The following is a 25,663-nucleotide window of genomic DNA, read 5'->3' on the forward strand; positions in this document are numbered from 1 at the left end:
AGCGCTGTGGCACCACCCGATCCCATTCCGAACTCGGAAGTGAAACGCAGCCGCGCCGATGGTAGTGTGCATCCGCATGCAAGAGTAGGTCATCGCCAGGGCCTTATACCCAAACCCCGCCAGCAATGGCGGGGTTTTTCTTTGGGCGATTGGAACTTACGGGGGAACTAACCCACCCCCGATGTCAGGCGCGTTTGAGCGTCATCACCAACACGTCGCGATGCGCGGGTTCGGCTGGATCCAGGGCGGTCACCGCCGTCACACCGTGGAAGACGCGCGCATCATCGACAAGCGCCGCGTCGAACGCATCGCGCAACGTGAACGACCCAAGCTCCGTCCCATCGGCCAGGTGGATCGTCGTGGTGCCGCTTTCGATGTTCCGCCGATCGACCATCAACACCAGCACGTAATCGACGCCATCGCGATGCACGCCTTCGGGCGTCGGCTCGCCGGCTTCCCCCGGCCGCGCCTCGATGCGGAACTGATGCACTTCGATCCGCCATCGCGCGACCTGGGGCGCAAGCCCACCGAAGAACCCTACGCAATAACGCAGGATCGTCTGCAGGCACGCGCCGCCGGCGACAACGTCGGTCACCGGCTCGAACCATCGTTCGATATCGCCCTGGAGCGCGTTGTATTCGGACGTCTGGAAATGCGGCTGGTTCGGTGCGCGCACGATGGCGCCATCGGCGGTCGCGTCGAACACCGCATGCCGCCGCCGCCGCGCACGGCCCGTGCGCGCGAGATAAGGATCGGGCCCGAGCTGCTCCCAACTGGCAGCGAACCCCGCCCAATCTTCCAACCCGCCGACGCCGGCGAGCGTCGCCCGCATCGCATCGCCGTGCACGAAACAGAACCCCTGCTCGCGCACGACGTCGACGCAACGCGCGCCTTCCGCATCCATGGCGAACGTGCCGCTCACCCCATCAGGCCGCAACGGGTGCCGCGCCGCCGACATGCAGCGCCGCGAGCACGATCAAGCCCATCACGCACGCGAACCCGACGAACCACGCCAGGCTGCGCAGCGAATGCTTCATCCCCAGCGAATACACGACCCCGTGCAACACGCGGCTGATGACGAAAATCACCGCAAGCCACGCAACATGCGCTTCCGGCACGCCGGCCAATTGCGCCATCACCACGCCCGCAGCGAACGGCGCGAAGGCTTCGAACGCATTCAGCTGCGCCGCATTCGCGCGATGCACCTTCGGATCGGTCTGCCGCGCGACCCAGCCGCGCGGATCGCGGTTGTCGTAGCGCGTACCGCCCGACTTGGCGACCGTCGTCCACACATACGGCAGCAACGCCGCCGCCAACACGCACCAATACGCCAGGGCCATCGTCATCGTTGCGTCTCCGGTGAAGAGTGCGTCAGGGGGCCTTCGCATCCGCGCGCATCGCATCGCGCGCCGCTCGAAACGGATTACCCGCGCGCCAGTTCGGCCACGTCGTCCCATCAGCTAGTACGTGGCCGACCGCATACAACGTGTCCAGGTCCTGCATCGTGCCTTTCAGGTTCCAGTGCGCGTCGAATTCATCGGCCGGCTTGTGGTACCGCTGCTCGGTGTATTCCTCCGCCGCCTTGCGCCCGGCCGCGGTGCCGCCTTCGACGAGATCCTCGCCGCCCTCGGCATACAGCGCCGGCACGCCGGCCTTGGCGAAGTTGAAATGATCGGAACGGAAGTAGAACCCGCTCTCCGGCGTGGCTTCGGCATGCAGCGCGCGTCCCTGCTTGTCGGCGATCGTCTTGAGCACGTCGTCGAGTTCCGAATTGCCCAGGCCCGTCACCACGATGTCCTTGGACGGCCCGAAGGTCGACATCGCATCGATGTTGATCGCCGCCACCGTGTCCTTCAGCGGCACGGCCGGATGCGCGACGTAATACTTCGAACCCAGCAGGCCCGATTCCTCCAACGTGACCGCGAGGAACAGGACACTGCGCTTGGGCGGCGCCTTCGCGAACTGCCCGGCGATTTCCATGATGCCCGCCACACCCGTCGCATTGTCGATCGCGCCGTTGTAGATGTTGTCGCCGGTTTCGTCGGGATGCTTGCCCAGGTGGTCCCAATGCGCGAGGTACACCACCGCCTCGTCCGGCCGTTCCGTTCCCGGCAACTTCGCAACGACATTGCGCGAGGTCTTCTCGACGATCGTGCTGTCCAGCGTCACCGACGCCTTCGCCTGAAGCGGCACGGCCTTGAATCCACGCTTGTTGGCCGCCGCGCGGAGCTTGTCGAAATCCTGGCCCGCATCGGCGAACAAGGCCTTCGCCTGCTCGCCCGTGATCCAGCCCTGCACCGGCAAACGCGGCGCCGGATCGTCGCCCGCACGCAAATCGAACTGCGCGCCCGACCACGAACCCCGCACCACATCCCATCCATACGAGGCGCCCGCATCGTCGTGCACGATCAATGCCGCCGCCGCGCCCTTGCGCGCGGCTTCTTCGAATTTGTAGACCCAGCGCCCGTACCACGTCATGCGGCGCCCTTCGAACAAGGTCGGATCGTTCGCATGGAAGCCCGGATCGTTGACGAGGATGACGACCGTCTTGCCCTTCACGTCGAGCCCGGCGTAATCGTTCCAGTGCTGCTCCGGTGCATCGACGCCGTAACCGACGAACACCACGTCGCTGTCCTGCACGCTCACGTGCTTCTGCCCCGTGCGCGTGCCGATCACCATGTCCTGGCCGAATTGCAGCGTATGCGGCTTGCCCTTCACGACGATCTGCATCGTCGTCTTGTCGCTCGCGGTGGTCTCGGTCATCGGCACGACCTGCGTCCATTGACCGGCGTTACCCGGCTGCAGGCCCATCGCCTTGAATTGCGCGACGATGTAATCGACGGTCTTCTGCTCACCCGGGCTGCCGGGCGCGCGGCCTTCGAAGGCATCGGACGAGAGCACGCGCACGTGTTCGGCGAAATCGCCTGCGGCGATCTCCGGAACGAATGCGTGGGTGGAAGCGGGCGCCGGCGCCGTCGCGGTCGATGCCGCCGCGGGCCTGGAAGGCGCCGCGCTTTCGGGCGCACGGTTGCAACCGGCAAGCGCCATCGCGCCCGCCAACACGATCACCAAGGGTCGAACCTGCGCGCTCGGCATCCGCCGTCTCCGGGAAAGGGCAACCCCGGGATTTAAGCACGCCCATCGCAGGCCGGCCCGTGCCGGCCCGCGATGCGGGAAACATCAGTCGCGGCGGTCGTCCGGCGCGGTCTGCGTGCTGAAGGCGATCGGCGTGGCGCCGCTGATGCGGCCGACCTTCGCGGTGGCGTGCACGTAAAGCACGACTTCGCGTTCGAAGACCAGCGCGCCATCGACGCGCGCATTCGGGCCGATCACGATCCGCGGCGGCTTCTGCTTGCCCATCTGGAACCAGCCGTGGTTGTTGTTCTTTTCCACGTGGATGCCGCCGTGCACGTGCGACCCGACGCCGACGGTGATGTCGCCGTTGACCGTCTCGATGCCGCCGCCGACTTCGGTCTGGACCAGGCCGATCGCGCCGTTCACCGTGGTGATGCCCTTGCCGATGTGGCCGCCGGTGTCGACGTAGATGCCGCCGTTGACGGTTTCGATGGTGTCGGCCACCTGCGCCTGCGCACCGACGCGGATGCCGCCGTTGACGGTGCTGAGCGAACGCACGCGGATGCCGTCGGCGCCGGCGATGCTGCCGTTGACGGTCTCGACGTCGTCGGCCTGTGCGTTGGATTCGACCTTGATGCTGCCGTTGACGGTGCTCAGGTCGTCGTAGACCTGGCCCGGCTCCGCCGTGATGCTGCCGTTGACCTTGTCGATGTCCTCGTGGTGCTGCGCGAAGGCGGGAAGGGCCGCGATGGCGAAGGCCAGGGCGAGGGTGAGGCGGGCGTGCTTCATGGGGCGGATCCTGGAAATGGGCAGGTGTCCGGGAACAGATGCGGCGAAGGGGGCTTCGGTTTAACCCCCTTCGTTACAATCCTCGGCAGTCCTTTGTTCCAGCCGGAGTTGCCGTGCCTGCCGCCCCCTCCCGTCCCAAGCCCGTCGTCCTGCTGATCCTCGACGGCTGGGGCCATCGTGAGGACCCGACCGACAACGCGCTGGCCCAGGCCGACATTCCCAATTGGCGCCGCCTCTGGGCCACGCAACCACACACGCTCATCCATACCGAAGGCCGCCACGTCGGGCTGCCCGACGGGCAGATGGGCAATTCGGAAGTCGGGCACATGAACCTCGGCGCCGGCCGCATCGTCTACCAGGACCTGACGCGCGTGGACGCGGCCATCGAGGACGGCAGCTTCTTCACCAACGCCGAACTCCTGGCCAGCTGCGCCGCCGTGCGCGCCGGTGCCGGCACGCTGCACGTCATGGGCCTGCTCTCGCCGGGCGGCGTGCACAGCCACGAAACGCACATCTTCGCGATGCTCGATCTGGCCAAACAGGCCGGCGTCGAACGCGTGCGCGTCCACGCCTTCCTCGACGGCCGCGACACGCCGCCGCAATCGGCGCACGCCAGCCTCGTCGCGTTGCAAGCGCGTTGCGACGCGCTCGGCAATGCACGCATCGCCACCATCGGCGGGCGCTATTGGGCCATGGACCGCGACAAGCGCTGGGACCGCGTGCGCCGCGCATGGGATGCGATCGTCGAAGCGCGCGCCGACCATCGCGCGGCCGATGCGCTGTCCGCACTCGCCGATGCCTACGAACGCGGCGAGACCGATGAATTCGTTGCGCCGACCGTGCTCGCCGGCGCGACGCCGATGCACGACGGCGATGCCGTCGTCTTCATGAACTTCCGCGCCGACCGCGCGCGCCAGCTCGCCGCGGCTTTCGTCGACCCGCACTTCGCCGGCTTCACCGCGCGCCGCCCGCAACTGGCGCGCTTCACCTGCCTGACCGAATACGACGCGAAGCTCGACGCCCCCGTCGCCTTCGCGCCCGACGACCTGCGCCACACGCTCGGCGAGTTGCTCGCGGAGAACCACCTGACGCAACTGCGCATCGCCGAAACCGAAAAATATGCGCACGTCACGTTCTTCTTCAGCGGTGGCCGCGAAGATCCCTACGCGGGCGAATCGCGCATCCTCATTCCCAGCCCGAAAGTCGCCACCTACGACCTGCAACCGGAAATGAGCTGCCCCGAGCTGACCGCCAAACTCGTCGAGGCGATCGATTCGCAGGCCTTCGATGTCATCGTCTGCAACATCGCCAACCCCGACATGGTCGGCCACACCGGCAACATCGCAGCCGCGATCCAGGCCGCGCAAGCGGTGGACGTCGCGATCGGCGCGGTCGAAGCCGCGGTGCGCCGCACCGGGGGGGCCTTGCTGATCACCGCCGACCACGGCAACCTCGAGCAGATGCGCGATCCCGACACCGGCCAGCCCCACACCGCCCACACCGTGGGCCCGGTGCCGCTGATCTTCGTCGGCCCGCACATCGCATCGCTGCGCAGTGGAGGCGCGTTGCGCGATGTCGCGCCGACGATGCTCGCCCTGCTCGGCCTCCCGCAACCGGCCGAAATGACAGGCGCCAGCCTGATCGGCTCGCATTGAATGCGCCGCGCTTGAAGCACGCCTCCGCGTTCCTCCTCGCCCTTGCGCTGTCGCTGACGGCCGGGGCCGCGTCTTCGCAGGACAGCAAGGACGCCGAGCAACGGCTGAAGAAAGTCCGCAGCGAGCTCAAGGATGTCGCCGCCGAACGGCGGATGCTGGAAGGGCAGCGCGGCGATGCGTCGCGCAAGTTGCGCGATGCCGATGAAGCCGTGGGCCGCGTCGGCCGCGCGGTGCGCGACACCGAACATGCGCTCGCGCGCGACCAGGCGGCGCTCGCCGACCTGCAGCAGCGTCGCGACACGCTCGACGCCGGCCTCGCCGCGCGACGCACCGAACTGCGACAACTCGTGCGATCGGCCTACACGGTCGGCGATGATTCCGCGCTCAAGGCCCTGCTCGCGCAGGACACCGTGGAACAAGCGCAGCGCACGCTCGCCTATCACCGTTACGCGCAACGCGATCGCGCGCGACGGATCGCCGAACTGACCGCGCAGATCCAGGAAGTCGACGCGCTCCAGCAGCAGATCGTCGAACGCCGCACCGCGCTAGACACAGCGCGCCAGGCGCAGCGGACGCAATTGGCTGCGTTGCAGGATGCGCGCACCGATCGCGCGAAGCTGGTCGAGCAGATCGAATCCAAATACAAGGATCGCGCCAGCCGCGAACGCGCGCTCGGCCAGGACGCGAAGGCGCTGCAGGAATTGCTCGCGCAATTGCGTGCCGCCGCGGCGCGGGCCGCGCGCGAGAAAGCCGCGGCCGATCGCGCCGCCGCCAAGGCCGCCAGGGCCGCGGGCAACAAGGCGACCGCAGGTGCCGGCACGCCATTGCGCAAGAACGCCACCACCGGCCCCGCGCTTCAGGTCGGCGGCCTGAGTTGGCCGGTATCGGGCAGCCTGCTCGCGCGCTATGGCGGCCAAATGCCCGATGGGCGCACCAGCCAGGGCGTGCTGATCGCCGCGCCCGCGGGCACGACCGTCAAGGCGGTCGCCGATGGCCGCGTGGTCTTCGCCGACTGGATGAACGGCTACGGCCTGATCCTCATCGTCGACCACGGCAACGGCTACATGAGCCTGTACGCGCACAACGACGCGCTGCTCAAGGATGCGGGCGATGCCGTGCACCGCGGCGATGGCCTGGCCAGCGTCGGCAACTCCGGCGCGCAGGGCCGCGCGGCGCTGTATTTCGAACTGCGCCGAAACGGCCAACCGGTGGATCCCGACGCGTGGCTGAAACGCCAGTGACGCCGGATGACCAACGCCACGCGCTCTTAACGCGCCAACGCGCCACGCTTGCATAATCAGGACGCACCTCCTCGCGCCCCCACGCACCGGAACCCGACATGCGCACTCCGACCTACGCCCTCCTGCTGCTGCTCGCTTCGGGCTGCGCACTCGCGCAACAGGCGCCTGCGACCTCGGCGCCGGAACAACAGGCGGAAAAGGAAGTCTCCACCAGCGACGACCCCGACGCCGCCGAGAGCGCGACCAAGATTCCGCTCGACGAAATCCGTCGCTACGTGTGGGTCTACAACGCGGTGAAGGAAGCCTACGTCGATCCGGTCGACGACAAGAAGCTGATGGATTCGGCGGTGCGCGGCCTGCTGCTGGATCTGGATCCGCACAGCGCCTACCTGCCCAAGCGCGACGCGCGCGCCTTCGACGAACAGACGCAGGGCGCCTACACGGGCGTCGGCGTGGAGTTGATGACGCTGCCCGATCGCACGCTCAAGGTGGTTTCGCCGATCGACGAAACGCCGGCGGCGCGCGCGGGCATCCAGGCCAACGACATCATCATCGCCATCGACGGCAAGTCGGTGGCCGATTCGCCTTCCGACGAAAGCGCCGACGATGACGACGCCGATGGCAACACCGCGCCGCTGCGCGGGGCGCCGGGCACGAAGGTCGTGTTGACCATCGTGCGCGAAAGCAAGCCCAAGCCTTTCGATGTCACGCTCACGCGCGAACGCATCCGCGTGACCAGCGTGCGTTCGCGCATGCTCGAACCCGGTTACGGCTACGTCCGCGTGGCGACCTTCCAGGCCGACACCGCCGCCGATTTCTCGCGCGCGCTCGACACGCTGGAAACCAAGGGCAAATTGCGCGGGCTGGTGCTCGACCTGCGCAGCAATCCGGGCGGCCTGCTCACCGCCGCGGTGCAGATCGCCGACGAACTGCTCGACAAGGGCAAGATCGTCAGCACGCGCGGCCGCGTGGCGCTCAGCGATGCCGAATTCAGCGCGACGCCGGGCGATCGATTGAATGGTGCGCCGGTCGTCGTGTTGGTCGACGCCGGTTCGGCGAGTGCGTCCGAAGTCCTCGCCGGTGCGTTGCGCGACAACAATCGCGCGCGCGTCGTCGGCAGTCGCACCTTCGGCAAGGGCTCGGTGCAGACCTTGCTGCCGCTGGACAACGGCGATTCGGTCAAGCTCACCACCGCGCGGTATTTCACGCCGAGCGGGAAGTCGATCCAGGCGCTCGGCATCCAGCCCGACGTGGTGTTGCACCCGTCGAAGGATGCGGTGAACGGTGGCAAGGCCGGTTACAGCGAAGCCTCGCTGCCGGGCCACCTGCATGGCGACGAGGAAATCGCGGGCTCCAACGCCGGCGAAGTGCTCGACGGCGATGCGCCGATCACCGCCGCGCTGACCGAACTGAAGAAGAACGTCGCGGTGACCTCGCCCTCGCCGTCGGCGCCGAAGAAAAACTGACGCGACCGGCGCGGCTCAATAGCCGCGCTGGCGCCGCAGTCGGCGGGCGATCGCCGCGCGCACGACCACCGCAAAGAGAATGCCGAAGGCGAAGCCCGCCAGGTGCGCCCACCAGGCCACCGAGCCGAGCGTCGGCCCGATGTAGGCGAACACGACCTGCAGCAAGGCCCAGATGCCGATCAGCAGCGAGGCCGGCGCACGCACGAATTCGAGGAACAGCCCCAGCGGCAGTACCACGCCGAGCTTCGCGCGGGGGAACAAGGCCAGGTACGCGCCGATCACCGCCGACACCGCGCCGCTCGCACCGATGATGATCCGGTCCGGCGCGCCGATGGTCAGCGCCGCGGCGAGGTTGGCCACCGCCCCGCCCAGCAGGAACAGGCCCAGGAACCGCCACGGCCCCATCGCCCGCTCGGCGGGCAGCCCGAAGATCAGCAGGAACACCAGGTTGCCGACCAGGTGGGCCCAGTCGGCGTGGAGGAACAGGGCCGTCACCAGCCGCAGCGCCCGCCCGTCCTGCAGCGCAGCGGGCCAGGCATCGGGCGACATGAAGCCCCCCGACAGCGCGCCCCAGCCCAGCACCAGCGCCCGCTGCTCGCCGCTGGTGCCCATCGTCGCCCACAGGAAGGCGGACGACAGGAGGACGACCAGCAGGGGCGTGGCCCATCGCAGGCCGCGCTTCTGGCGGGTGGGGAGGGAGACGAACATGGCCGGCCGATCCTACCGGGATGCCGCGCGCAAAAAAGCGAACGAGCGTTCGTTACGAAATAGGCAGCTTGGCGTTAGCAACAAGTTAACGAGTTGTGTATCTTCCCTACGGCGTCGTACGTCGGGAGGGGTTCCGGCACGCGCCGGTGCAGGCCGCAGAGCCTCCCGAGCCCTAAACCAAAAATTCGTCACCGGAGACAACTCGCAATGCAAACGAACACCGTCATTCGCATCTCCGCACTCGCGCTCGCTGTCGCGGGCGGTCTTGCGATCGGCCAGGCGCACGCGTCGGGCTTCCAGCTCAAGGAAAACAGCGTCAAGGCGATGGGTCGTGCCTTCGCGGGCAGCGCGGCAGCCAAGGGCGACACCTCGGTCGTCGCCAACAACCCGGCTGCGATGTCGACGTTCAAGAAGGCCGCGATCCAGGCCGACGTCACCATGATCGACCTGTCGGCCGACTTCTCCGGCGGCGGTTCGGCTGCCGCGGGCACGCCCTTCCAGCAGCCCCTGACCGGCGGCAACGGCGGCGACGCCGGCGACAGCACCGCGGTCCCGGCCCTGTCGGCCGTGTTCCCGATGGGCGACTCGGGCGTCACGCTCGGCGCCATGGTCAGCGCGCCCTTCGGCCTGAAGACCGAATACGACGCCAACTGGGTGGGCCGCTACACCGCCATCAAGTCGGAAGTGAAGACCTATGACCTGACGCTGGCCGCGTCCTTCGACTTCGGCAGCCAAGTCTCCTTCGGCATGGGCCTGGTGTACGAGCGCGCCGAAGCCACGCTGTCCAAGGCCATCGACTTCGGTTCGCGCGTCTGCCAGATCAACATCCAGGCGTGCATCTTCCCGACGCCGCAGACCGCTGCGTTCGGTCCGCAGAAGAACGACGGCACGGTCGAAGTCAACGGCGACGACACCGGCATCGGCTGGATCGCCGGCATGCACATCCACCCGAGCGAGAACTTCTCGCTGGGCTTCTCGCACCGCTCGGAAATCGACCACGACATCGAAGGCACGGCCGACTTCACCCTGCCGGCAAACATCGCCGCGCTGCTCGCCGGCGCCGCCCCGGGCCAGTTCATCGACGCCGGCGCGCTGGCTTCGCTGACGACCCCGGCGGTCGACACGGTCTCGGTCACCTACGGTCTCACCGACAGCATCACGCTGATGGGCGACTGGTCGTACACGCAGTGGTCTTCGCTGCAGGAAGTGGCGATCCAGTTCAAGAACCCGGCGCAGCAGCCGAACCCGGCCGTCGAAGATTTCGCGTGGGAAGACACCTCGTTCTGGTCGGTCGGCGCCGAGTGGGCGTTCAACGACCAGTGGACGTTCCGCGCCGGTTACGCGCAGGACCAGTCGCCGACGCACATCGAAACGCGTACCCCGCGCCTGCCCGACGCAGACCGCCAGTGGTTCTCGCTGGGCGCCACCTGGGCCCCGAGCGAACATTGGGAAGTCACCGCCGGTTACTCGCGCATCAAGACCGACGATCCGAAGGTCGCGCTGAGCCCGTCGCTCGCCAACAGCGGCACGACGCTGTTCGGCAGCTACAACGCGAACGTGAACCTGTGGGGCCTCTCGGGCCAGTACAAGTTCTGATCGCAGCGACAACGCAACAAAGAAAAAGCCCCGCGAAAGCGGGGCTTTTTTTATGCCGATTGCGCGGCGCTTACTCGCCGAGCGTCAACAACGACGCGTTGCCGCCCGCTGCCGTCGTGTTCACCGTCACCGTCTTCTCGGTGCCGAAACGCGGCAGGTAGTGCGGGCCACCGGCCTTCGGGCCCGTGCCGCTCAAACCCTGTCCACCGAAGGGCTGCACGCCGACGACCGCGCCGATCTGGTTGCGGTTGACGTAGGCATTGCCCACCTTCACCCGCGACACGATGTGCTCGATCGTCTCGTCGATGCGCGAATGGATGCCGAGCGTCAGGCCGTAGCCCGTCGCGTTGATCGCATCGATCACCTTGTCCAGTTCGTCGGCCTTCCAGCGCACGACGTGCAGCGCCGGGCCGAAGACTTCCTTGTGCAGGCGATCGATCGAATCGATCTCGAAGGCCACCGGCGCGAAGTACGTGCCGTGCGCCGTCGACACATCCATCTTCGCTTCGGCGATCAGCTTGGCTTCGCTGCGCATGCGCTTGCCGTGCGCCTGGAGCATCGAGAACGCATCCTTGTCGATCACCGGGCCGACGTCGGTCGACAACAGGCCGGGGTCGCCGACCTGCAACTCCGCCATTGCACCGGCGAGCATCGCGATCGTCTTGTCGGCGATGTCGTCCTGCACGAACAGCACGCGCGCGGCCGAACAACGCTGGCCAGCGGAGGTGAACGCTGACGACAACGCATCCTTGATCAACTGTTCCGGCAGCGCCGAGGAATCGCCGATCAGCGCGTTCTGCCCGCCGGTTTCGGCGATGAGCACGCCGATCGCCGCATCGCGCGCGGCGAGCGAACGATTGATCGCGCGCGCGGTATCGGTCGAGCCGGTGAAGGCCACGCCCGCCACGCGCGGATCCTTGGTGAGCGCCGCGCCGACGGTGGCGCCGTCGCCCGGCAGGAACTGCACGACCGCTTCCGGAACGCCGGCTTCATGCAGCAACTTCACCGCGTAGTACCCGATGAGGTTGGTCTGTTCGGCCGGCTTGGCGATCACGCTGTTGCCGGCGGCGAGCGCCGCGGCCACTTGGCCGAGGAAGATCGCGAGCGGGAAATTCCACGGCGAGATGCACACGAACACACCGCGGCCCTGCAGGTGCAGTTCGTTGGACTCGCCGGTCGGGCCCGGCAGTTTTTCCGGATGCGCGAACAGCTTGCGCGCCTGCCCAGCGTAGTAGCGCAGGAAGTCGACGGCTTCGCGCACTTCGGCGACGCCGTCGGGAATGGTCTTGCCGGCTTCCTTCGTGCACATCGCCATGAACTGCGGCATGCGCGCTTCAAGCAGCGTCGCCGCGTGTTCGAGGATCGCCGCGCGCGAGGCGGCCGGCGTGGCATCCCACTTCGGCTGCGCGGCGACGGCGTTGCGCAGCGCCTGTTCGACCGTCGCTGCGTCCGCGGCGCGCCAGGTGCCGACTTGTTCGCGGCGGTCGGCGGGATTGGTCACGGCGATGTCGGCGCCGCCGGCGGTGATGCCCGGAACGAGCGGGAGTGCACGCCAATCGCCGGTCACGGCGGCGTTGAGCTGTTCGGCGAGGGCGCGCAGTTGCGCGTCGTTGGCGAGGTTGAGGCCCATGGAATTGTCCCGTTCGTCTGCGATGTCGTGCGCCTGGCTGCGATACACGTCGCGCGGCAGCGGAATGCGCGGATGTGGAATGGTTTCGAACCCGTCGACGATCTCGACCGGATCCTTCACCAGGTCGGCGATGGCCACGGTCTCGTCGGTGATGCGGTTGACGAAGCTGGAGTTGGCGCCGTTTTCGAGCAGGCGGCGCACCAGGTACGGCAACAGGTCCTCATGCGAACCGACCGGCGCGTATACGCGGCACGGCACGTCGAGGCGATCGGCCGGCACGACTTCGGCGTACAGATCGTCGCCCATGCCGTGCAGCTTCTGGAATTCGAAGTTCTTCCGCGTTTCGCCGTTGCGCGCGAGGCGATGGATCGCCGCGATCGTGTGCGCGTTGTGCGTGGCGAACATCGGATAGATCGCATCGGACGCAGCGAGCATGCGGCGTGCGTTGGCGAGGTAGCTGACGTCGGTGTTCGGCTTGCGCGTGAACACCGGGTACCCGGCCTGGCCATCGACCTGCGCGCGCTTGACCTCGCTGTCCCAGTACGCGCCCTTGACCAGGCGCACGGGAATGCGGCGGCCGGTGCGGCGCGCGAGATCGGCGAGCCAATCGATCACGAACGGCGCGCGCTTCTGGTAGGCCTGCACGGCCAGTCCATAGCCCTCCCAGCCGTCGAGCGATTTGTCTTCGTACGCAGCGCCGATGACGTCCAGCGAGAGTTCGAGGCGGTCGGCTTCCTCGGCATCGATGGTGAAACCGATGCCGTGGGACTTGGCGAGTTGCGCGAGTTCGAGCACGCGGGGGACGAGCTCGTCCATCACGCGCGCGCGCTTGGCCAGTTCGTAGCGCGGGTGCAGCGCCGAGAGCTTCACCGAGATCGACGGCGCGGCGAAGACGTCGGTGCCGACGAACTTGCCGCTGGTGCCGATGGCGTGGATCGCCGCGCGGTAGGCCTCGAGATAGCGCAGCGCGTCCTTCGTCGTCAGCGCGCCTTCGCCGAGCATGTCGAACGAATAGCGGTACGCCGCGTTGTCGCCCTTGCGCGAACGCGACAGCGCTTCGCCGATCGTGCGGCCCATGACGAACTGGTGGCCCATGATCCGCATCGCCTGGCGCACGGCCAGGCGCACGACGGGCTCGCCGATGCGGCCGACCAGCCGCTTGAAGGCGTTGTGGACGTCGCGCTTGGTGTCGTCGGCCAGGTCGACCAGGTGCCCGGTGAGCATCAGGCCCCAGGTCGACGCATTCACCAGGATCGAATCGGACTGGCCCATGTGCCGCTTCCAGTCCGCTTCGCCCAGCTTGTCGCGGATGAGCTTGTCGGCGGTGTCTTGGTCGGGAATGCGCAGCAGGGCCTCGGCCACGCACATCAGCAGCACGCCTTCCTCGCTGCCGAGGTCGTACTGCCGCATGAACGCTTCGATCGCGCCCTGGTCTTCGGCGCGGGCGCGCACGCGGCGCACGAGGTCGGCGGCGGTGGCCTGGATGGCCAGGCTGTCGGCTTCGGGCTGGCGGGCCTGCGCGAGCAGTTCGCGCACATGTTGCGTTTCGTCGCGCACCCAGGCGGCCGTGATGGCGGCGCGGAGCGGATCGGGGGACGCCGGCAATTCCGGCGTGAGCAACGGCCGTTCGGCCGTCGCGGGGAGGGGAAGGGAATTCATCGGGCCCGCGTGGGTACGTGGCGAGCCGCATATTGTAGCGACGTGTACGCCGCGCGGCTTGCCCCGCATGGTCGGCGGGGGCTACCATTTCCCGTTTCCGCAGCCGGTTTTGCGTCACACCGGTTGCGGTTCGGCATGATCGAGATGGTGTCGTCGGGGGTCGGGGCGGGTGCGCAACTGCGGTTGCGTCCGCGACGGGCTTTGACGGCCCGGCAGTTCCTCACCCTGTTCGCGTCGCTGGCCGCTGCAACCTGGCTGGTCGCGGGCCTGGGATGGTGGAGCGGCAACGTCTTCGCCCCCGCGTTCGCGCTGCTCGACAGCGTGTTCGTGGCGGTGGCACTGCGATGGGCGTGGCGGCTGGGAGAGCGTCGCGAAATCATTTCGGTCGGGCCGGAAGCGGTCGAGGTTTGGCGGTCGGCACAGCCGGCGCCCGCGTTTCGAGCACACCCGGTGTGGGTGCGCCTGGACGTGGAAGGCGACGGGGAGTCGATCGTGCTGTCCTCCAGCGGAGTCCGCTGCGAGGTCGGCGCCTTCCTCGGCCCGGGTGAACGCGGGCAACTCGCCACGCGCCTGAGGGCGCTGCTCGAGGCCAGCCGGAACCCATCGACGACATGACATTGCATTCAGCTGCGGGGCTCGTACCGATGAAAGCAGGCTTCAACTCTTCCGGCGCCAAGGCTATCGCCGTCCGTGCCGCCGCCGCGGCGTTCGCGCTCATGGCTTCGGCCGCCGCGTTCGCGACGCCGGCCGCCGAGCCGACCTCGCCGCACCCGTGGCAGCTCAACATGCGCGAGGGCGTCACGCACTCCTCGCGGATGGCCTACGACGCCCACATGGTCGCGCTGTGGATCTGCGTGGTCATCGGCATCGTGGTGTTCGGCGCGATGTTCTACGCGATGTGGAAGTTCCGCCATTCCAAGGGCGCCGTGCCCGACGTCAGCTTCACGCACAGCACCAAGCTGGAAATCGTCTGGACGCTCGTCCCGGTGATCCTGCTGGTGGGCATGGCCTGGCCGGCCACCGCCAAGCTGATCGCGATGTACGACACCCGCAATTCGCAGATGACGGTGAAGGTCACCGGCTACCAGTGGATGTGGAAGTACGAATACATGGGCGAGGGCGTGGAATTCACCAGCCGCCTTGCCAAGAGCAGCGATGCGATGCGCCAGTCCGGCAAGGTGCCGTCCTGGAACAACGAAGCCGACCGCCACTACCTGCTCGACGTCGACAACATGCTCGTCGTGCCGGTGAACACCAAGATCCGCTTCGTCATCACCGCCGACGACGTCATCCACGCCTGGTGGGTGCCCTCGCTGGGCTGGAAGCAGGACGCGATCCCCGGGATCATCAACGAAGCCTGGACCGACATCGACACCCCCGGCATCTACCGCGGCCAGTGCGCGGAGCTGTGCGGCAAGGACCACGGCTTCATGCCGATCGTCGTGAAGGCCGTTTCGAAGGTCGAATTCCAGCGCTGGCTCGCCGAGCAGAAGGCGAAGCACGCCAGCACCACGCCGACGCCCGAGACAGCCGCGGCCGTGACGCAGTAAGCGCACGCACCGGTCCCCGACGTTCCCCACCGAATCACGCGCATTACCTGAGGTAGGCCATGGCCCAGTACGACGCCGCCGTCCACCACGACGACCACGGACACAAGCAGAGTTTCCTTGACCGTTGGTTCTTCTCCACGAACCACAAGGACATCGGCACGCTGTACCTGTTGTTCTCGTTCGTCATGTTCATCATCGGCGCTGCGATGTCGGTGATGATCCGTGCCGAGCTGATGCAACCGGGCCTGCAGTACGTCAAGCCCGAGTTCTTCAACCAGATGACCACCATGCACGCGCTGGTGATGATCTTCGGTGGCGTGATGCCGGCCTTCGTGGGCCTGGCCAACTGGATGGTGCCGCTGCAGATCGGCGCGCCGGACATGGCGCTGCCGCGCATGAACAACTGGTCGTTCTGGATCCTGCCCTTCGCCTTCACGCTGCTGCTGGGCACGCTGTTCCTGCCGGGCGGCGCGCCCGCCGGCGGCTGGACGCTGTATCCGCCGCTGTCGCTGCAGGGCGGCAGCAACCTGGCCTTCGCGATCTTCGCCATCCACATGATGGGCATCAGCTCGATCATGGGCGCGATCAACATCATCGCCACCATCCTCAACATGCGCGCCCCGGGCGTGGACCTGCTGAAGATGCCGATCTTCTGCTGGACGTGGCTGATCACCGCGTTCCTGCTGATCGCCGTGATGCCGGTGCTCGCCGGCGCGGTGACGATGCTGCTCACCGACCGCTTCTTCGACACCAGCTTCTTCAGCGCGGCCGGCGGCGGCGACCCGGTGATGTTCCAGCACATCTTCTGGTTCTTCGGGCACCCCGAGGTCTACATCATGATCCTGCCCGCCTTCGGCGTGGCCTCGGAGATCATCCCCACCTTCTCGCGCAAGCCGCTGTTCGGCTACCAGGCGATGGTCTACGCCACCGCGTCGATCGCGTTCCTGTCGTTCATCGTGTGGGCGCACCACATGTTCACGGTGGGCATGCCGCTGGGTGGCGAGATCTACTTCATGTTCGCCACGATGCTCATCGCCGTGCCGACGGGCGTGAAGGTGTTCAACTGGGTCACCACGATGTGGAAGGGCTCGATCTCCTTCGAAGCCCCGATGCTGTGGGCGATCGCCTTCGTCATCCTGTTCACCATCGGCGGCTTCTCGGGCCTGATGCTCGCGATCGTGCCGGCGGACTTCCAGTACCACGACACCTACTTCGTCGTCGCGCACTTCCACTACGTGCTCGTGACCGGCGCGGTGTTCTCCATCATCGCCGCGGTGTACTACTGGTGGCCGAAGTGGACGGGGCGCATGTATTCGCAGGCCGCCGCCAAGTTCCACTTCTGGTGGTCGGTGGTGTTCGTCAACCTGCTGTTCTTCCCGCAGCACTTCCTGGGCCTGGCCGGCATGCCGCGCCGCATCCCGGATTACAACGTCGTGTTCGCCGACTGGAACATGGTCTCGTCGATCGGTGCGTTCGGCATGTTCGCCACGCCCTTCATCATGTTCTTCATCCTGTGGTCCTCGTTGAAGAATGGCGAGAAGGCGACCGACCGCGTGTGGGAAAGCGCGCGCGGCCTGGAGTGGACGGTGGCTTCCCCGGCGCCGCACCACACGTTCACGACGCCGCCGGTCATCAAGGACGGCGACCTCGCGCACGGCGACTTCGCGCACATGGATTTCGACTGACGGGCACGCGTGCCTGATCACGACGCCATGCAAGACGCCCCCAAGCCCTTGAGCCCCGAACAGGTCGCAGCCCGCCGCAAGCGCGTGCTGCTGACCGCGTGGGCGATCGGCCTGGTCGCGCTCGCGGTGTACCTGGCGTTCCTGCTCTCGGGGGTGCTCGGCAAATGAGCACGCCCGACAACACGCCTCGCGACGGCCGGAAATTCGGCGTCGGCAAGATGGTGGGCGTCGCGCTCGGCGCGTTCGCGTTCACCTTCTCGCTGGTGCCGCTGTATCGCATCGCGTGCGAGAAAGTGTTCGGCGTGCGCCTGGAGAAGGAAGCCATCGCCGCGCCGCTGGACGCCAGGGCCGACACGCAGCGCACGGTGACCGTGGTGTTCGACGGCGGCGTGAACTCCAAGCTGCCGTGGGCCTTCGAACCGCAGCAGGCCACGATGCAGGTCCATCCGGGCCAGCAATACGAAGCCAGCTATTTCGCGCGCAACACCAGCACGCGCGCGATCGTCGGCAACGCCGTGCCCTCCGTGGCGCCGGCGCGCGCTTCGGGCTATTTCAGCAAGACCGAATGCTTCTGCTTCACCGCGCAGGAACTCGACGCCGGCGAAGGCCGCGCGATGCCGGTGCGCTTCATCGTCGATCCGGCGCTGCCGGCCGACGTCAACACGATCACGCTGTCGTATACCTTCTACAAGAACGAGACCCAGACCGCGCAGTTGAACGCGCCCAAGGGTGGATCGAACCTGCCGCACGCGGCTCCCTGAGCCTCATACGAAACCCGGAAAACCGTCATGGCCCAAGCCCACGAGTCCCACGACACCAACGTCTACTACGTGCCGCACGGCAGCCGCTGGCCGGTGATCGCGTCGGTGGCGCTGTTCACCACCATGATCGGCTTCGCGCAGTGGCTCAACGAAGTCAGCTGGGGCAAGCCGGTGTTCTTCCTCGGCCTGGCCTTCCTCGCCTCGATCCTGTTCAAGTGGTTCGGCGACGTGATCCGCGAATCGCTGCGCGGCTATTACAACAAGCAGGTCGACACCTCCTTCCGCATGGGGATGGTGTGGTTCATCTTCTCCGAAGTGATGTTCTTCGCCGCGTTCTTCGGTGCGCTGTTCTACGCGCGCCAGTTCGCGTTGCCGTGGCTCACCGGCGAAGGCCACAAGGTCGCCACGCACGCGGTGCTGTGGTCGGACTTCACCGGCGGCTGGCCGAGCAACGGCCCGGGCGCGGTCGGTGGTGCGTACCAGACCATCCCGGCGTGGGGCCTGCCGCTGCTCAACACGCTGATCCTGCTGTCCTCGGGCGTCACGGTCACCATCGCGCACCACGCGCTGAAGGCCGGCCACCGCAAGCAGCTGCTGCTGTTCCTCGGCATGACCGTGCTGCTGGGCGCCTCGTTCCTGTTCTTCCAGGCGAAGGAATACATCCACGCCTACCACGAGCTCAACCTCACGCTCGGCTCGGGCATCTACGGCTCGACGTTCTTCATGCTCACCGGTTTCCACGGCGCGCACGTGACGCTGGGCACGATCATGCTCGCGATCATCTGGTTCCGCTGCGCCGCCGGGCATTTCAATCGCGACAACCACTTCGCGTTCGAAGCGGTGGCCTGGTACTGGCACTTCGTCGACGTGGTGTGGCTGGGCCTGTTCCTGTTCGTGTACGTGCTGTAAGGCGCGCACGCGCCGCCACGACACAAGCAATTCCCGTCGCGGGCCGGCCATGCGCCGGCCCGTGCCGTCTCCGGGATCAGGCCGTCAAGGCGCGCGGCCGATGCCGTGCGGCGTGATCCAGCCCATGTAGATGGCCAGGACCACGAACAGGATCAACGCGACCGACAGCGCGATGCGCTTGGTCAATGCATTGACGGTGCGCTTGGTCGTGCCCTTGTCCACGAGCATGTAATACAGCCCCGCGCCGAGGTTCCAGACGATGAGTATCAGGACGGCGATGATCAGCAAAGTCTTCAGCGAATCGTTCATGGCGACGGTCCTTGGCCTGTCGCGCGCGCGGTGCCCGCACGCACTCTGGGCGGCATTATCGCGCCGCGCGGGGGCATCCGCGTGACCCGGCGCGGAACATTCTGGTTCGCCTGGGCGCTCGCGCTGGTTGCCATCGGGGGTTTCGCGCGCCTGGGGTTCTGGCAATACGGGCGGATGCAGGAAAAGCAGGCGATGCTCGCCAACGTCGAGCGCGTGTTGCACGCCCCGCCGGTGGCCATCGATGCGGCCGGCACCCGCGAAATGGCTTGGGTGGAAGGCGAGGCGACCCTCGACGCGCGGACCCTGCTGCTCGACAACCAGATGCGCGAGGGCACGCCCGGCGTGCACGTGTATTGCATCGCGCGTTCGGGCGTCGCCGACCGGCTCGTCGACCTGGGCTGGCTCGCGGTGAAGCCCGATCGCACGATGCCCGAGGCCGCGTGTCCCGCCGGCCCGCTGCACGTGCGCGGCCTGATGACGGCCTTGCCCTCTAGCGGCCTGCACGTGGGCGCGCCGATGCAGCAGATCGGTGGAACGCGCTGGCTGATGGCGCGGGCGGACGTGGATGCGATCCGCGCGGCGCTGCACATCGACTTGCCCGCGCGGGTGATCCGCCTGGATCCCAAATTGCCCGTCGGCTACGCGCGCGACCTCGACGTGCTTCCCAACACGCTGCCGCCGGAACGCCACCTCGGCTATGCGGTCCAATGGTGGGCGCTGTCGCTCGCCGTCTTCATCACAGCGCTCGTCCTTTCCATTCGCAAAGCAAAGCCCCGCGCATGAATGCTCCCGTCGACCACGCCACGCGCAATCGCAATCGCTGGATGCTCGTCGGCATCTTCCTGCTGTTCTTCGGCGGGCTCGTGCTCGCTGGCCTGCTGCGTTTCTCCGGCTGGCGCCCCGAAGGCCTGAAGAACAAGGGCGAATTGCTGCAACCGCCGGCCGACCTGCGCGCACTCACGCCGACGCTCGCCGATGGCAGCGCTTATCGATGGAAAGATGCCGAACGCACGTGGCGCATCCTCGCGGTGACCGAGCGTTGCGATACGAGCAACGCCGCGGCGTGCGAGCGCCTGCTCACCGACCTGGACAAGGTGTGGCAGCTTGCGGGGAAAGATGCCGATCGCGTGCACGTGTTGTGGGTCGGCGCACTGCCGCCGCACGGCCCGCGCCCTGCAACGCTGCGCGTGCTGCGTCCCACCGATGCGCTGATCGACGGCCTGCCGCGTTCGCGCGATCCGAAGGGCATGCCGGTGTATCTGCTCGATCCGAACGGCTGGGTGGTTCTGCGCTACGCTCCCGGCTCCGATCCCGGGGACGTGCGGACCGACCTGTCCCGCCTGCTCAAGGTGAACTGAGATGGTGTCCAGCGCCACATCCGTCGCCCGCCACGGCATCCATCGCAACTTCCATCGCCTGGCGTGGCTCGCCGTCGTGCTCGCGCTGGGCGTGATCGTGTTCGGCGGTTTCGTGCGCCTGTCCAACGCGGGCCTGAGTTGTCCCGATTGGCCGACGTGCTACGGCCGCGCGGCGTGGCCGCAACATGCGAACGAAGCGGCAGATCACGCCGCAACCGCGATCCGCGCCGTCGAACCGCACAAGGCGTGGCGCGAACAATTGCATCGGATGCTCGCCGGTTCGCTCGGCCTGATCGTGTTGTCGCTTGCGCTGCTCGCCGCGCGTCGCCGCCGTTTCGGCATCGCGCAGGTGCTGTGCGCATCGCTGCTGGTGGGCATCGGCATTCCGCTGTACATGCATGGCCAGCATGTCGCCGCGTCGGTGTTCGCGCTCGCCGGCGAAACGCTGCTGCTCATCGCCGCGCTGCGCTGGTCGAACGTGGATCTTGCGCGCACCGCCGCACTCACCCTGATGGTGATCGTGTTCCAGGCCTTGCTCGGCATGTGGACGGTCACCTGGCTGCTCAAACCCATCGTCGTGATGGGGCACCTGCTCGGCGGCCTGCTGACCTTCGCGCTGCTGACGTGGATGGCGTGGCGCGCGACCGACATGCCCATCCGCCTCGCACAGGCCCGGCGGATCCGCTTGCTGTTGGTGATCGGCCTGTGCCTGCTCGCGGTGCAGATCGCGCTCGGTGGCTGGACCAGCGCCAACTACGCAGCGCTTGCCTGCGCCAACGATTTCCCGAAATGCGTCGGCCAGTGGTGGCCGCCGACCGATTTCCGCGAAGGCTTCGTGCTGTGGCGCGGCATCGGCGTGGATTACGAAGGCGGCGTGCTCGACGGGCAGTCGCGCATCGCGATCCAGATGGCGCACCGGATCATGGCGGGCGTCGTGTTCGTGTACCTGGGCTTGCTCGCCGTGCGCCTGGTGCGCATTCCGGGAATGCTCGCGTGGGGCGTCACGCTCGGTGCGTTGCTGCTAACGCAGGTCGCGCTGGGCATCGCCAACGTGAAGCTCGGGCTGCCGCTGCACGTGGCCGTCGCGCACAACGCGGGGGCGGCGCTGCTGCTGTTCGTGCTGGTCACGCTCATCGCGCGCGTGCGCGCGCCGGACGCCTGACGCACGTGCGCTCGCGCCTTTCCCCGTACTGGACGCTGACCAAGCCGCGCGTGGTCGCGCTGATCGTGTTCACCGCGCTGGTCGGCATGTTCCTGGCGGTGCCGAGACTGTCGGACCTGCCGCTGGACAAGGCGGTGTTCGGATTGCTCGGCATCTGGCTCGCCGCGGCGTCGGCGGCCGCGATCAACCACGTGCTCGACCAGCGCATCGATGCGCTGATGGCACGCACGCACGATCGTCCGTTGCCGACCGGCGGATTGCGTACGTCGCAGGCCGTCGTGTTCGCGCTCGCGCTGGGCGTGGCGTCGATGGCGATCCTGGTCTTCCTGGTCAACCCGCTGTGCGCGTTGCTGACCTTCGGCTCGTTGATCGGCTACGCGATCGTCTATACCGGATGGCTGAAGCGCGCGACGCCGCAGAACATCGTCATCGGCGGCATCGCCGGCGCCGCGCCGCCGTTGCTGGGCTGGTCGGCGATCACCGGCATGCAGGGCGAAGCCGATTGGGCCTACGCCCTGACGCTCGTGCTGATCATCTATCTCTGGACGCCGCCGCATTTCTGGGCGCTGGCGATCTTCCGCCGCGAGGATTACGCCAAGGCGATGATCCCGATGCTCCCGGTCACGCACGGCGTGACCTACACGCGCTGGCAGATCCTGTTCTATACGGTGTTGCTGGTGCTTGCGACGCTGCTGCCGTGGGCGCTGCACATGAGCGGGACGTTCTACATCGGCGGCGCGGTGGTGCTGGGGTGCGTGTTCCTCTGGTACGCCTGGCGCCTGCTGGATCCGCCGGACGAGTTCTTCGCCATGCGCACGTTCCAGTATTCGGTCGTGTACCTGATGGCCCTCTTCGCCTTCCTGCTGATCGACCACTGGCTGATGCCCTGGCTGGCGCCGGCCTCGGCGCTGGACTTCCAGCCGCTCGCGATGGCGATGGGGCACTGAAACTGCGCCGTTCGTCGCGTTACATCGCGACCTGATCCGCAAACCCGGCACGGCCCGCGCAGCGCACGCGCGGGTTGTGACGCGCTGCTCAAACATCGCCCCGCGGCGCGCGTCATATCGGTCCCCCGGAATGTGGGGATTCCAACATGCATCGAGACAAGAACGCCGACCGCAGCGAACGCAGCGCGCGCTTGCTGCTCTTCTTCGCCCTTTGCGCCGCGGTGTCCTGGGCGCTGGCGAGCGCACCGGCCTGATTGACTCCTCCTGCGCAGGCAGGGGCATGGCGGCGTGGACGCCCGACGCGCGACCGTGCGCAGATGGCCTCCGCGATCCTCCGTCCCCTGCCTTCGCGGGGGCATTTGAACCGTTGACGCGAACCGGCGCATCCACTCGCGCGTCGCCAGATGCGGCGCGGGAGGCGGGCCATGCGCGCGCAACTGTGGAGCTCTGCCGTGATCCTCGCCGTGTGGCCGTTCCTGGCACACGCGGGGCAAGCCGACCTGGTGTGGCGTAACGCCGCCAGCGGCCAGACGGTGGTGTGGAAATCGGCCGACGCCAAGCACGCGGCCGCGTTGACCTCGGTGCCCGGCACCTGGCGCATCGCCGCACTCGCGGACTTCGACGGTGACGGCGTGGCCGACGTGTTGTGGCGCAACACCGCCGGTGGCCAGAACCGCATCTGGCGCATGGGCGATTCGCGATTGCCGATCTTCGTGGCATCACTCGCTGCGCCGTGGGACATCGTCGGCGCAGGCGACTTCGACTACGACGGAATCGCGGACGTGCTGTGGCGCAACCGGTCGACGGGCGAGAACCGCATCTGGCGATCGGGCAATGCGGCGACGCCGATCGCGATCGCCGCGGCGAACATTGCATGGAACGTCGCGGGCGTCGGCGACTTCAACGCCGATCGCCGTGCGGACATTCTCTGGCGCAATCGCGTCAACGGGCTGGTGGTCGCATGGCGATCGGGCAACGCCGCGACCGCGGTGGGGCTGGGAACCGTGGCACTTTCCTGGAACGTCGCCGGCGTCGGCGATTTCAACGGCGATGGCGCCGCCGACATCCTCTGGCGCAACACGACCGATGGCGCGAACGTGATGTGGCGTTCGGCCAACCGGGCGACGCCACAGGCCGTCAAGGCCGTGGGCGGTACGGCCTGGCGGGTCGCAGGCGTCGGCGATTTCGATGGAGACCTGCACGCGGACGTGCTGTGGCGGAATGCATCGAGTGGGCAGAACATCGTCTGGCGCTCGGCGAATGCCGCGACGGCACATGCGTGCGCGGCGGTCGCCCCGCAGTGGAACGTCAATGGCGCGGCGGAACTCGATCCGCCGCCACCACCGCCAGCGCCGCCGCCCGAACCGCCGCCGATGCCGCCGCCGTATCCCTACCCGTATCCGTGACGGGCCTCAGCGCTTCGCCGAGCGCTGATCGAGCAGCAACGCGCGCAATTCGTCTTTCTCGACGGAATCCAGCGGTGTCTGGCTCGCTTTGAGCTCGTCGATGCGTTGCTGCACGGTCTGGTCTTCGAGCTGCACCATCACGTCGAGGAACTCGCGTTCCCATTCCTGTTCGCCGGGCAGCGATTGCGTGGCGAGTTTGTGCAGCGCCGCGGCTTCCTCGCGGTCGCCGAAGTGTTCGAGCACGCCGCCGGTGCGGATGTCGGGCCGCTCGCGCACGAGCGCGACCAGTTCCGACAGCAACTCGACACCGGGCTGGCGCAGCGCGGCGAATCGATACGGCGGTTCCAGCGCCAAGGCCAGCGAAGGCTGCTGCAGCAACAACGCGATCGCACTGCGCACCAGGCTGCGCTTGGGCGCGGGCACGCTCGGCGCGTTGCGCGCGCGCTGCGCGGGCACGTGCGTTTCCGGCGTGCTCGCACGTGCGCCGACGCCGGTGAGTTCGGTCAGGCGCTGCTTCATCAAATCGCCGAAGGCGCCATCGGGAATCTGCGCGAGCAAGGGTTTGCAGCGCTCGGCCAGGCGCGCCTTGCCGTCCAGGCTTGCCAGGTTCACATCCAGGCTCATCTGCCCGTAGAAGAACTCCGACAGCGGCGTGGCCTGGCGCAGGCGCGCGTCGAAACCTTCGCTGCCTTCCTTGCGCACGATCGAGTCGGGGTCTTCACCGTCGGGCAGGAACAGGAAGAAGGCCTGGCGGCCGTCCTTCATGCGTGGCAGCACGGATTCGAGCGCTTTCCACGCGGCGTTGCGGCCCGCGCGATCGCCGTCGAAACAGAAGAACACGTCGGCGGCGTTGCGGAACAACAGTTCGGCGTGGTCGGGCGTGGTCGCCGTGCCGAGCGTGGCCACCGCCTGCGACACGCCGTATTGCGCGAGCGCGACCACGTCCATGTAGCCCTCCACGACGATCAACCGATCCAGCTTGCTGTTGACCTGCCGCGCCTGCCACAGGCCGTACAACTCGCGGCCCTTGTGGAAGAGCGGGGTTTCCGGCGAATTGAGGTACTTCGGCGAATCCTCGGGATCCAGCACGCGCCCACCGAAGGCGATGGTGCGCCCGCGGCGGTCGGCGATCGGGAACATCAGCCGATCGCGGAACTTGTCGTAGATGTGGCCCTTGTCGTTCTTCGAGAACATCCCGCCGCGTTCGAGCAACTGCATGCGGCGCTGGTCGGTGCCGAGCGCATCGCGCAGCGCATTGAACCCATCGGGCGCGTAACCGATGCCGTAGCGCTCGGCGATCTCCGGCGCGATGCCGCGTTTGTCGACGTAGGCCTTGGCCTTGTCGCTGCCGGCCAAATGCTTGCGGAAGAATTTCGCCGCGGCATCGAGCGCGGCGAACAGGTCGGTCGTGTCGTGGTTTTCGTTCGACTGCCGCGTGTCGCGCGGCACTTCCATGCCCACGCGCTTGGCGAGTTCGTCGACCGCATCGAGGAATTCGAGGCGGTCGTAGTTGATCAGGAACGAGATCGCGGTGCCGTGCGCGCCGCAGCCGAAGCAGTGATAGAACTGCTTGGTCGGCGAAACGGTGAAGCTCGCCGAGCGTTCGTCATGGAACGGACAACGCGACGCGAATTCCTTGCCCTGGCGCTTGAGCGGCACGCGCGCGGCGATCACCTCGACGATGTCGGTGCGCGCGAGCAGGTCGTCGATGAAAGCGTCGGGGATGCGGGCCATCGGCGTCAGGATGCCACGCGGCG

Annotated in this window: 23 protein-coding genes and 1 rRNA gene; 16 read left to right on the plus strand and 8 right to left on the minus strand. The window is 67.4% G+C overall.

All coding sequences use genetic code 11. The features are described from left to right. Positions 1-101, plus strand: a 5S ribosomal RNA gene (gene rrf / locus AB4059_RS14000); the annotation flags it as partial. 83 nt (positions 102-184) lie between these two features. On the opposite strand, the gene AB4059_RS14005 is transcribed toward rrf, so the two are convergent. The 4 genes from AB4059_RS14005 to AB4059_RS14020 all read right to left on the minus strand — a co-directional run bounded on the left by AB4059_RS14005 (position 185) and on the right by AB4059_RS14020 (position 3,864). Beyond that, the gene (locus tag AB4059_RS14005; RefSeq protein WP_498980055.1) at positions 185-904 is read right to left on the minus strand and encodes a 2OG-Fe dioxygenase family protein; all 720 of its coding nucleotides are present in this window, start codon (positions 902-904) and stop codon (positions 185-187) included. Positions 905-926: 22 nt separating this feature from the next. Beyond that, positions 927-1,346 (minus strand): MAPEG family protein, encoded by a 420-nt coding sequence (locus tag AB4059_RS14010; RefSeq protein WP_498979711.1) that lies wholly within the window; start codon positions 1,344-1,346, stop codon positions 927-929. Positions 1,347-1,371: 25 nt separating this feature from the next. Further along, positions 1,372-3,096: a M28 family metallopeptidase gene (locus AB4059_RS14015; RefSeq protein ID WP_498979712.1), complete on the minus strand. Its 1,725-nt coding sequence runs from the start codon at positions 3,094-3,096 to the stop codon at positions 1,372-1,374. 84 nt (positions 3,097-3,180) lie between these two features. Next, positions 3,181-3,864: a DUF4097 family beta strand repeat-containing protein gene (locus tag AB4059_RS14020; RefSeq protein WP_498979713.1), complete on the minus strand. Its 684-nt coding sequence runs from the start codon at positions 3,862-3,864 to the stop codon at positions 3,181-3,183. Between the two features lie 113 nt (positions 3,865-3,977). Here AB4059_RS14020 and gpmI point away from each other — a divergent pair, with 113 nt between their 5' ends. The 3 genes from gpmI to AB4059_RS14035 all read left to right on the plus strand — a co-directional run bounded on the left by gpmI (position 3,978) and on the right by AB4059_RS14035 (position 8,226). Continuing rightward, entirely contained in the window at positions 3,978-5,519 is a 1,542-nt protein-coding gene (gpmI, locus tag AB4059_RS14025) for a 2,3-bisphosphoglycerate-independent phosphoglycerate mutase (protein WP_498979715.1), read from the plus strand. An 11-nt stretch (positions 5,520-5,530) separates the two neighbouring features. After that, positions 5,531-6,760 (plus strand): murein hydrolase activator EnvC family protein, encoded by a 1,230-nt coding sequence (locus AB4059_RS14030; RefSeq protein WP_498979716.1) that lies wholly within the window; start codon positions 5,531-5,533, stop codon positions 6,758-6,760. 98 nt (positions 6,761-6,858) lie between these two features. Then, on the plus strand, positions 6,859-8,226 hold the full coding sequence (locus AB4059_RS14035; protein ID WP_498979717.1) for a S41 family peptidase: 1,368 nt from the start codon (positions 6,859-6,861) through the stop codon (positions 8,224-8,226). A gap of 15 nt (positions 8,227-8,241) precedes the next feature. Here the strand turns inward: AB4059_RS14035 and AB4059_RS14040 are convergent, their stop codons facing one another. Next, the gene (locus tag AB4059_RS14040; protein WP_498979718.1) at positions 8,242-8,934 is read right to left on the minus strand and encodes a rhomboid family intramembrane serine protease; all 693 of its coding nucleotides are present in this window, start codon (positions 8,932-8,934) and stop codon (positions 8,242-8,244) included. A 207-nt stretch (positions 8,935-9,141) separates the two neighbouring features. Between AB4059_RS14040 and AB4059_RS14045 the strand changes: the two genes are divergently transcribed. Further along, positions 9,142-10,530, plus strand: coding sequence for an OmpP1/FadL family transporter (locus AB4059_RS14045; protein WP_498979719.1), 1,389 nt, complete (start codon positions 9,142-9,144; stop codon positions 10,528-10,530). A 70-nt stretch (positions 10,531-10,600) separates the two neighbouring features. On the opposite strand, the gene putA is transcribed toward AB4059_RS14045, so the two are convergent. After that, positions 10,601-13,819 (minus strand): bifunctional proline dehydrogenase/L-glutamate gamma-semialdehyde dehydrogenase PutA, encoded by a 3,219-nt coding sequence (gene putA / locus AB4059_RS14050; RefSeq protein WP_498979720.1) that lies wholly within the window; start codon positions 13,817-13,819, stop codon positions 10,601-10,603. Positions 13,820-13,954: 135 nt separating this feature from the next. On the opposite strand from putA, the gene AB4059_RS14055 reads away from it, so the two are divergent. The 6 genes from AB4059_RS14055 to AB4059_RS14080 all read left to right on the plus strand — a co-directional run bounded on the left by AB4059_RS14055 (position 13,955) and on the right by AB4059_RS14080 (position 18,724). Then, entirely contained in the window at positions 13,955-14,434 is a 480-nt protein-coding gene (locus AB4059_RS14055) for a DUF2244 domain-containing protein (protein WP_498979722.1), read from the plus strand. 101 nt (positions 14,435-14,535) lie between these two features. Continuing rightward, positions 14,536-15,369, plus strand: coding sequence for a cytochrome c oxidase subunit II (gene coxB / locus AB4059_RS14060; RefSeq protein WP_498980057.1), 834 nt, complete (start codon positions 14,536-14,538; stop codon positions 15,367-15,369). Between the two features lie 59 nt (positions 15,370-15,428). Beyond that, positions 15,429-17,054 carry a cytochrome c oxidase subunit I gene (gene ctaD / locus AB4059_RS14065; protein ID WP_498979724.1) on the plus strand — a complete coding sequence of 542 codons (1,626 nt, stop codon included), beginning with the start codon at positions 15,429-15,431 and terminating at the stop codon, positions 17,052-17,054. A 27-nt stretch (positions 17,055-17,081) separates the two neighbouring features. Further along, positions 17,082-17,222 carry a hypothetical protein gene (locus AB4059_RS14070; protein WP_498979726.1) on the plus strand — a complete coding sequence of 47 codons (141 nt, stop codon included), beginning with the start codon at positions 17,082-17,084 and terminating at the stop codon, positions 17,220-17,222. Then, the gene (locus AB4059_RS14075) at positions 17,219-17,815 is read left to right on the plus strand and encodes a cytochrome c oxidase assembly protein (protein WP_498979727.1); all 597 of its coding nucleotides are present in this window, start codon (positions 17,219-17,221) and stop codon (positions 17,813-17,815) included. The genes AB4059_RS14070 and AB4059_RS14075 overlap by 4 nt, the downstream gene beginning before the upstream one ends. A 27-nt stretch (positions 17,816-17,842) precedes the next feature. Then, positions 17,843-18,724 carry a cytochrome c oxidase subunit 3 gene (locus AB4059_RS14080; RefSeq protein WP_498979729.1) on the plus strand — a complete coding sequence of 294 codons (882 nt, stop codon included), beginning with the start codon at positions 17,843-17,845 and terminating at the stop codon, positions 18,722-18,724. Between the two features lie 84 nt (positions 18,725-18,808). Here the strand turns inward: AB4059_RS14080 and AB4059_RS14085 are convergent, their stop codons facing one another. Next, entirely contained in the window at positions 18,809-19,033 is a 225-nt protein-coding gene (locus AB4059_RS14085) for a twin transmembrane helix small protein (protein WP_498962972.1), read from the minus strand. Between the two features lie 81 nt (positions 19,034-19,114). On the opposite strand from AB4059_RS14085, the gene AB4059_RS14090 reads away from it, so the two are divergent. From AB4059_RS14090 to AB4059_RS14110, 5 genes are all read left to right on the plus strand, one after another. Next, positions 19,115-19,816 (plus strand): SURF1 family protein, encoded by a 702-nt coding sequence (locus AB4059_RS14090; protein ID WP_498979730.1) that lies wholly within the window; start codon positions 19,115-19,117, stop codon positions 19,814-19,816. Then, complete coding sequence (locus tag AB4059_RS14095; RefSeq protein WP_498979732.1) at positions 19,813-20,391, plus strand: redox-active disulfide-containing membrane protein; 579 nt, start codon at positions 19,813-19,815, stop codon at positions 20,389-20,391. Before AB4059_RS14090 ends, AB4059_RS14095 begins: the two co-directional genes overlap by 4 nt. 1 nt (position 20,392) lies before the next feature. After that, a complete protein-coding gene (locus AB4059_RS14100; protein ID WP_498979733.1) occupies positions 20,393-21,553 on the plus strand; it encodes a COX15/CtaA family protein in 1,161 nt (386 codons plus the stop codon). A gap of 5 nt (positions 21,554-21,558) precedes the next feature. Further along, positions 21,559-22,500: a heme o synthase gene (cyoE, locus tag AB4059_RS14105; protein ID WP_498979735.1), complete on the plus strand. Its 942-nt coding sequence runs from the start codon at positions 21,559-21,561 to the stop codon at positions 22,498-22,500. 425 nt (positions 22,501-22,925) lie between these two features. Then, positions 22,926-23,906: an FG-GAP repeat domain-containing protein gene (locus AB4059_RS14110; protein WP_498979736.1), complete on the plus strand. Its 981-nt coding sequence runs from the start codon at positions 22,926-22,928 to the stop codon at positions 23,904-23,906. Between the two features lie 6 nt (positions 23,907-23,912). Here AB4059_RS14110 and dnaG read toward each other — a convergent pair whose 3' ends face one another. After that, positions 23,913-25,640 carry a DNA primase gene (dnaG, locus tag AB4059_RS14115; protein ID WP_498979738.1) on the minus strand — a complete coding sequence of 576 codons (1,728 nt, stop codon included), beginning with the start codon at positions 25,638-25,640 and terminating at the stop codon, positions 23,913-23,915. Between the last annotated feature and the right edge of the window lie 23 nt (positions 25,641-25,663).

It is taken from the genome of Lysobacter sp. 2RAF19 (genome assembly GCF_052115395.1).
Classification (GTDB): domain Bacteria; phylum Pseudomonadota; class Gammaproteobacteria; order Xanthomonadales; family Xanthomonadaceae; genus Noviluteimonas.